The 7,531-nt window shown below is 64.8% G+C and carries 8 protein-coding genes; 4 read left to right on the top strand and 4 right to left on the bottom strand.

The window, feature by feature from the left end:
- Nucleotides 1–67: 67 nt before the first annotated feature.
- Nucleotides 68–1,549, bottom strand: a complete 1,482-nt coding sequence (locus RSO01_RS32580) for a ketol-acid reductoisomerase (RefSeq protein WP_147154764.1) — start codon at nt 1,547–1,549, stop codon at nt 68–70.
- Nucleotides 1,550–1,729: 180 nt separating this feature from the next.
- Here RSO01_RS32580 and rplM point away from each other — a divergent pair, with 180 nt between their 5' ends.
- The gene (rplM, locus tag RSO01_RS32575; RefSeq protein WP_147154762.1) at nt 1,730–2,194 is read left to right on the top strand and encodes a 50S ribosomal protein L13; all 465 of its coding nucleotides are present in this window, start codon (nt 1,730–1,732) and stop codon (nt 2,192–2,194) included.
- Between the two features lies 1 nt (nt 2,195).
- Nucleotides 2,196–2,678, top strand: a complete 483-nt coding sequence (gene rpsI / locus RSO01_RS32570; protein WP_147154760.1) for a 30S ribosomal protein S9 — start codon at nt 2,196–2,198, stop codon at nt 2,676–2,678.
- A gap of 53 nt (nt 2,679–2,731) precedes the next feature.
- Here the strand turns inward: rpsI and RSO01_RS32565 are convergent, their stop codons facing one another.
- Nucleotides 2,732–3,079 carry a hypothetical protein gene (locus RSO01_RS32565; protein ID WP_147154759.1) on the bottom strand — a complete coding sequence of 116 codons (348 nt, stop codon included), beginning with the start codon at nt 3,077–3,079 and terminating at the stop codon, nt 2,732–2,734.
- 205 nt (nt 3,080–3,284) lie between these two features.
- On the opposite strand from RSO01_RS32565, the gene RSO01_RS32560 reads away from it, so the two are divergent.
- Nucleotides 3,285–3,824: a gamma carbonic anhydrase family protein gene (locus RSO01_RS32560; protein WP_147154758.1), complete on the top strand. Its 540-nt coding sequence runs from the start codon at nt 3,285–3,287 to the stop codon at nt 3,822–3,824.
- Here RSO01_RS32560 and RSO01_RS32555 read toward each other — a convergent pair.
- Nucleotides 3,808–4,656, bottom strand: coding sequence for an alpha/beta fold hydrolase (locus tag RSO01_RS32555; protein ID WP_147154756.1), 849 nt, complete (start codon nt 4,654–4,656; stop codon nt 3,808–3,810). The two genes, RSO01_RS32560 and RSO01_RS32555, sit on opposite strands and share 17 nt — an antisense overlap.
- A 10-nt stretch (nt 4,657–4,666) precedes the next feature.
- Nucleotides 4,667–6,247: an ABC transporter substrate-binding protein gene (locus RSO01_RS32550; RefSeq protein ID WP_147154755.1), complete on the bottom strand. Its 1,581-nt coding sequence runs from the start codon at nt 6,245–6,247 to the stop codon at nt 4,667–4,669.
- Between the two features lie 189 nt (nt 6,248–6,436).
- Here RSO01_RS32550 and RSO01_RS32545 point away from each other — a divergent pair, with 189 nt between their 5' ends.
- On the top strand, nt 6,437–7,513 hold the full coding sequence (locus RSO01_RS32545; RefSeq protein WP_147154753.1) for a tartrate dehydrogenase: 1,077 nt from the start codon (nt 6,437–6,439) through the stop codon (nt 7,511–7,513).
- The last annotated feature ends 18 nt before the right edge of the window (nt 7,514–7,531 follow it).

Raw genomic sequence — 7,531 nt, 5'->3', positions numbered from 1 at the left:
GAGCCGGAGGCTCGCGGTCCGGAAGACCATGATCATGAGCGGACCTGGAGGTCCGCGCTCCGATGACTCAGCCGCGCCGCGTCGGCACTACGGCGATGTCGACCGAAGGACGCAGCTCGGCGCAGACCTTCAGGACCTCGTGGATGTTGTTCGACAGGAACTTGTCGAACGGTGTCTGGCCCTTGGCGGCGCTCTCGTCGATCGCCGGGAAGGCCTGCTGCTTCAGGATGTAGTCGAAGCGCGCGGCCCACTTGCGGGCGCCGAGCCTGGCCGTGGTCGAGCAGTTGTCGACCATGTAGGACACGCCCTTGTAGTCCATGTACGGGTTGAGCGAATCGACCGCCTCGATGATCGATTCGTTGGCGATCTCAGAGTAGGGGTGGCCGTGGTCCTTGAGCAGGTCGACCTGGGCCATCATGCAAGCCATGTAGACGCCGGCAGTCTCGGGATTGAGCGGCGCGTAGTTGCGCTCGGTGTTGGCGCGGACCTTCTCGCCCACCACCCACATGTCGGTGCTGTCGATCTTGCCCATCGGATAGGTGCCGTGGCGGCGTGTCGCCTGGATGACCGAGCGCACCTCGTTGCCCGAGGCGACGTCGTCGTAGATCTCTTCCAGGATCTCGCGGCAGGGATGGTAGGAGGCGTTGTAGGCCTTGCGGAAGGCCGCCTTCTCCTTGTCGTCGAGCTCGTCATAGACGGCCTTCAGGCCCGAGCGTGAGATCGTCTTGCTGATCGGGCCGGTGATCGACTCCGAGGTGTTGAGATAGGCGTCGTCCTTGCCCATGCCGTTGCCGACATAGCGGGCATAGAGGCTCTCGGCGATGCCGTGCACGGCGCCGAGCAGAATGCCGCGCTCGCCGAAGATGTCGGAGCGATACTCCGACTCGAGCGTCGTCTCGAAGGTGTAGGGCGAGCCCAGCGCCACCGACCAGCCGAGCGCGTAGTCGGTCGCCTTGCCGTTCACGTCCTGGTGCACGGCGAAGCTCGCATTGATGCCGGCGCCGTTCACCTCGCGGCCCTGCTCGTAGAGGCGGCGCACCGACGGGCCCATGCCCTTCGGGCAGACGGCGATCACGTTGATGTTCTTGGGGAAGTCCTCGCCCTGGGCCTGCAGGTGCGACAGCAGGAAGCCGTGGCTGAGGCCGAGCGTCGAGCCCGGACGGAAGGCGGCGAAGATCTGCTTATAATTCTCGGCGAAGGCTGCGTCGGAGATCAGCAGCAGCGACATGTCGCTCTCGCGGATCACGTCGTACATGTCGCCCAGCGTGCCGTTGGCCTTCGTGAACCCCACGGCCTCGGCCTCCTTCATGGACGAGGAGCCTTCGCGCAGGCCGACCTTGACCTTGATGCCGGTGCCTTCCAGCGATTCGCGCAGGTTCTGCGCCTGGGCCGGACCCTGCGAGGACCAGCCGATGACGCCGATCTGCTTGATGCCGTCGAATGCCTTGGGCAGGAGCGGGAAGAGGTTGCGGCCGCCGGCCACGATGGTCTCTTCGCGGTCGGCCATCTTCACGGTGCGGGTCTGGAAAACCTTCGAAGAGAAGCTCATGAGTGTCCTCGGTCTGAATGCGGGGCCTCTATGGCGTGCAAAAGGCCCGATGCCAAGGGCTATTCTGGGGAGGTATGATAATACCGTAATCATAAGATATTGAAAAACAATGATTATCGAGATCGATTTGACAGCCTGCGGCTTTCTCTCCATAAGCGCCGCCTCACGGAAGAAAGACCCATGAAAACCTTCAATCTCAAGACTGCCGACGTGCAGAAGAAGTGGGTGCTGATCGACGCCGATGGGCTGGTCCTGGGCCGCCTTGCCTCGATCATCGCCATGCGCCTGCGCGGCAAGCACAAGCCGACCTTCACCCCGCACATCGATTGCGGCGACAACATCGTCGTCATCAACGCCGAGAAGGTGCGCCTGACCGGCCGCAAGGCCGAGCGCGAGTACTTCTACTGGCACACCGGCCATCCCGGCGGCATCAAGGGCGAGACCCTGGGCAAGCGCCTGGAAGGCCGCTTTCCCGAGCGCGTCATCGTCAAGGCCGTCGAGCGCATGATCACCCGCGGACCGCTCGGCCGCGCGCAGATGAAGAACCTGCGCGTCTACAAGGGGCCCAATCACGAGCAGGAGGCCCAGCAGCCCGAGAAGCTCGACGTCGCCGCACTGAACCGCAAGAATTCGAGGATCGGCTGATATGGCTACCGAACTTTCATCGTTTGCCGAGCTGAAGAAGGCGCCTCTGGCGCCGACCCAGGCGCCCGCCGCCATCCGCGAGAAGGAAGTCGACGCGCAGGGCCGCGCCTACGCCACCGGCCGCCGCAAGAACGCCGTCGCCCGCGTCTGGGTGAAGCCCGGCACCGGCAAGATCACGGTCAACGGCCGTGACCAGACGGTCTACTTCGCGCGCCCGACGCAGCAGATGGTCATCCAGCAGCCGTTCGACGTCTCGCAGCGCCGCGACCAGTTCGACGTGGTCGCCACCGTCTCGGGTGGCGGGCTGTCGGGCCAGGCCGGCGCGGTGCGCCACGGCATCGCCCAGGCGCTGTCCAAGTTCGAGCCCGCCCTGCGCGGCGCCATGAAGGCCAGCGGCTTCCTGACTCGCGACAGCCGCGTGGTCGAGCGCAAGAAGTACGGCCGCGCCGGTGCGCGCCGCCGCTTCCAGTTCTCCAAGCGCTAAGCGCTACCGTATCGACGAAGAAGGGCGCCGCGAGGCGCCCTTCTTTTTGTCGATTACCTCGACGGCTGCTCGGCAACGCCGGTGACGGGCGGCGGTACATCGAAATGCTTCTGCTTCAGGAGCGTCTCCATCGCGGCGACACCCTGGGCATAGCGGCCTTCCTGGCAATCGACGCCGGCGCCGATGCGCGCGTGATTGCGCGCGCCATCTGAATTTTCACTGCGCCCGGCACCATAGTAGTCATATATCGAGATGAGCTGATTGCAGCGCGCTTTGAGATCGGCGTTGTTCGGCGAGGTGGCGGAATTCTGCGCGATGGCGGAACTCATCATTCCGGCGCTCACGACAACGGCAAGGGAGACGATCGAACGAGGGGATACAAAACGCATTTCGTTACTCACAGAAAGTCATGATCTCGAAAACGCCGGATCATGGTCGGCTCTCTCTGCGCAGAAGTGGGCATGCAGCGGCGCGCCGTTCATGGAGTCTTTGAAAATTCATGTAGTCGGGTGCGTCACTTGCCGCCGCGAAACCGAGTGACAGGACCTCTTTGTGCATGTACCACGCCGCTCTTCACGCGCCCGTCATCTCGAGTTGCCCAACCTCATGTCCGGTCTGATCGTTCCTCACAGGGGCTTCGTCCCGAAGGTCGCGAGCTCCGCTTTCATCGCGGCCAACGCCACGCTCGTGGGCGACGTCGAGATCGGCGCGAATGCCAGCATCTGGTTCGGCGTGATCCTGCGCGGCGACGGTCCGGGCATCCGCATCGGCGAGAATTCGAACCTGCAGGACGGCACCGTGGTGCATGTCGCCGCGCGCGGACTGATGACGGTGGTCGGCCGCAACGTCACGGTCGGCCACATGGCGCTCCTGCATGCCTGCGAGGTGCAGGACGGCGCGTTCATCGGCATGCGCTCGATGGTGCTCGACGGCGCCGTGGTCGAGAGCGAGGCCATGGTCGCGGCCGGCGCGCTCGTGGCCCCAGGGAAGATCGTGCGCCGCGGCGAATTGTGGGCCGGCAACCCCGCCAGGAAGATGCGCGACCTGACGGCGGAGGACTTCGCAAACTTCAAGCGGGTCGCGGACGGCTATGTCACGCTGGCGCGCACCTACATGCCCGACGAGATCGCTAAGGCTGCTGACTAGCCATCACGAACGCCGCCAGCTCATCGTTGAAGCGGGCCGCGTCCTCGACGAACGGCGAATGCCCGCAATCGTCGAACCATGACAGTCGCGCGTGCGCAATCGTCGAGGCGGCCATCTCGGCTGCGGCCGGGAGCACGACGGTGTCCTGACGGCCGTGCGTGATCAGGACCGGCACCGTCATGCGGCGCAGCGCATCGATCGTGAGCGCCGCCGGCGTCGACCACCCGGCAATCGCGCGGCGCGCCGAGGCGGGCACACGCACGTTGTAGCCAAGTGCTCGACGGAACACGGCCTCGCTCGGCTTCTTGCCGAAGCAGCCGTCGAGGAAGTCGATTGCAACGTCGATCTCTGCCTCGAGTGTCAGGTGGTCGGGCAGGGGCTTGGGCGCTCCTGGCCCGCGGAAGCGTGGTTCCTCGATCACCAGCGAGGCGACGAAGTTGATACCGGCGATTTGAGCTTCGCCGTAGTTGATCAGGTACTGGCGGATCACGCGTCCACCCATCGACCAGCCGACCAGCACGGGCCGCTTCAGCTCCTTGGCCGCCATCACCGCGGCGAGATCGTCGGCCCAGACTCGGCTGCCTTGATAGGCGGCCGCATCGTGCGGCTGACCCGATTCGCCGTGGCCGCGCATGTCGAAGGCGACCAGGCGAAAGCGTTCGGCGAGGGCGCTGCGGTACTGCGGCTCGAAGCAGAGATGGCTTTGTGCGAAGCCGTGCATGAGCACGACGGGCGGCCCCGCCGCATTGCCCCATTCGTAGACGGCGAGGCGGGTGCCGTCGGGGGCGCGGACATCGCTCCGCGCCCCCTCGGCCAAGCGTTGGGCTGTCACTTCTTCTCGGTCACTTCTTCTCGATGTTCCAGTGCACCACCACCGGCGCCTTGAGCCAGCCGACGACGTTGCTCCGCGACGCGCCCGGTCCGTACCAGATGCCGAGCCAGCCGTACTGCGCGGTCTCGAGCATCCGGTTCTGCACCGCCACCGCCAGTGCCTTGTTCTTGACGGGGTCGGTCTCGCGCGCATAAGCGTCGCGCAGCTTCTCCAGCTCCGGATCGTTGGGCCAGCCGAACCAGGCCTTGTCGGGCTGGGCGACCATCCATTGGGCCGAGATCGGGTTCAGGATGTCGGCGGCGATGGCGTAGGTATGGAAGGCGCTCCAGCCGCCCTGCGTGGCCGGATCTTTCTTGGTGCGGCGGGTGACCACCGTCTGCCAGTCCATCGATTGCATGTCGACCTTGAAACCGGCCTGCTCGAGCAGCGCCTTGGTGACGGGCGCCATGTTGGTCAGCACGGGCAGCGTGGTCGACTGCATCAGCACCACGGGCGAGCCGTCGTAGCCGGCTTCCTTGAGAAGTGCCTTGGCCTTCTCGAAGTTGGGTTTGACCAAAAGGTCACCCTGGAGCTCCACGCCGTTGGGTGTGCCGCAAGGGAAGGCGGCGGTGCAGACCTTGTAGAACTCCGGGGAGCCCACCGTTGCCTTGAGGTAGTCCTCCTGCCGCATCGCCAGCAGCGCGGCCTGGCGGATCTTCGGATTGTCGAACGGCTTGGTCAGGTGGTTGAAGCGGATGATGAACTGCTGGCCGAGCGGGTTCCAATTGACGGTCTGCACGTTCTTGTCGGCCTTCAGCAACGGCAGCAGATCGTGCGGCACGTTCTCGATCATGTCGATCTCGCCCGCGATCAGCGCGTTCACCTGCTGCGTCGGGTCGGGCATGTCGACGAACTCGACGCGGTCGACCTTGGCGACCTTGCCACCGGCCAGGCCCGAGGCGGGCTCCGCTCGCGGCTTGTACTTGGGGTTCTTGAGGTAGACGTGTCTCTCGCCCGGCTTGGACTGGTCCTTCTGATAGATGAACGGGCCGGAGCCGACCTGGCTGTCGATCTGCTTGAACGGATCGGTGGCAGCGATCGCCTTGGGCATCATGAACGGCACGTTGGACGACTGCTTGCCGAGCGAATCGAGCACCAGGCCGTACGGCTCCTTGAGTTTGATGGTGAAGGTCTTGGCGTCGACCGGCTTCACGTCGGTGACGAACTCCATCAGCTTCTGGCCCATCGAATCGCGCGCCGCCCAGCGCTTGATCGAGACGACGCAATCCTCCGCCGTCACCGGCTGTCCGTCATGCCATTCCAAGCCGTCGCGCAGGGTGAAGGTCCACAGCGCCTTGTCGGGCGACACTTCGTACTTGTCGACCATCTGCGGCTTCACCTCGTTCTTCTCGTCGGTCGAAAACAACGTGTCGTAGATCATGTAGCCGTGGTCGCGGGTGACGTAGGCCGTCGTCCAGATCGGATCGAGGATCGTCAGGTTGCCGTTCTGCACAAATTTCAGGGTCTTGCCTTGGCCCAGTACGGGCGCAGCAGCCAGCAGGGCAAGCGTAGCGACACCGGCCGCGAGAGTGCGGCGACTGATCTTGAGCATTTTGCCTCCCGGACTCGTTCGTTTACGAACTTGTTGAAATCGTTTCCGACGACCTTGCCACCCAAAGCATTGTCACACCAGCCAGAAGTAGACTACGAACCCGGTGTCACTCCGAGCGCGGCGAGGGACCTTTCCTGTGGCCTCAAAGGCCGGGGTGACAGCTTTCGCTTCGACGATAGGCGGTACTGGATGAAGACGTATTCGATTGCGGCAATCCCCGGCGACGGCATCGGCACCGAGGTCATTTCGGCAGGCGTCGAGGTGTTGCAGGCCCTGGCAAAGCGCGAGGGCAACTTCGCCTTCAAGGTCGATCATTTCGATTGGGGCGGCGAGTACTACAAGAAGCACGGCCGCATGATGCCCGCGAATGGGCGCGACCTGATCCGAAAGCACGACGCCATCCTGTTCGGCTCGGCGGGCCATCCCGACATTCCCGACCACATCACGCTGTGGGGGCTGCGGCTCGCGATCTGTCAGCCGTTCGACCAGTACGCCAACGTCCGCCCGACGCGCGTGCTGCCCGGCATCACCTCGCCGTTGCGCAGCGTCAACGACAAGGAGCTCGACTGGGTGATCGTGCGCGAGAACTCGGAAGGCGAGTACGCCGGCGTCGGCGGCCGCGTTCATCAGGGCTCGCCGCTCGAGGCCGCCACCGACGTCGCCATGTTCACGCGGCCTGGCGTCGAGCGCATCATGCGCTTCGCCTTCCGCTTGGCGCAGTCGAGGCCACGCAAGTTGCTGACCGTCGTCACCAAGTCCAACGCCCAGCGCCATGCCATGGTGATGTGGGACGAGATCGCGGTCGAGATCTCCCGTGAGTTCCCCGACGTCACCTGGGACAAGATGCTGGTCGACGCCATGACCATGCGCATGGTGATCAAGCCGCAGTCGATCGACACGGTGGTGGCGACCAACCTGCATGCCGACATCCTGTCCGACCTGGCCGCGGCGCTGGCCGGCTCGCTCGGCATCGCGCCGACGGCGAACCTCAATCCCGAGCGAGCCTTCCCCTCGATGTTCGAGCCGATCCACGGCTCGGCCTTCGACATCATGGGCAAGGGCATCGCCAATCCGGTCGGCACCTTCTGGTCGGCCGTCATGATGCTGGACCATCTCGGCGAAGCTGCGGCGGGCGCCCGCCTGATGCGGGCGATCGAGCGCGTCACCGCCGACAAGCGCTTTCACACGCCCGATCTCGGCGGTACGGCAGGCACCGCCGACGTCACGGCTGCCGTCATCGGGGCCGTCGAGGGCGCCAACGACTAGACTAGTAGCTCTGCACAG

Source organism: Reyranella soli (genome assembly GCF_007992495.1).
GTDB lineage: Bacteria > Pseudomonadota > Alphaproteobacteria > Reyranellales > Reyranellaceae > Reyranella > Reyranella soli.
Note: the sequence above shows the minus strand (reverse complement) of the source record. Positions and strands in the feature narration are given on the sequence as shown.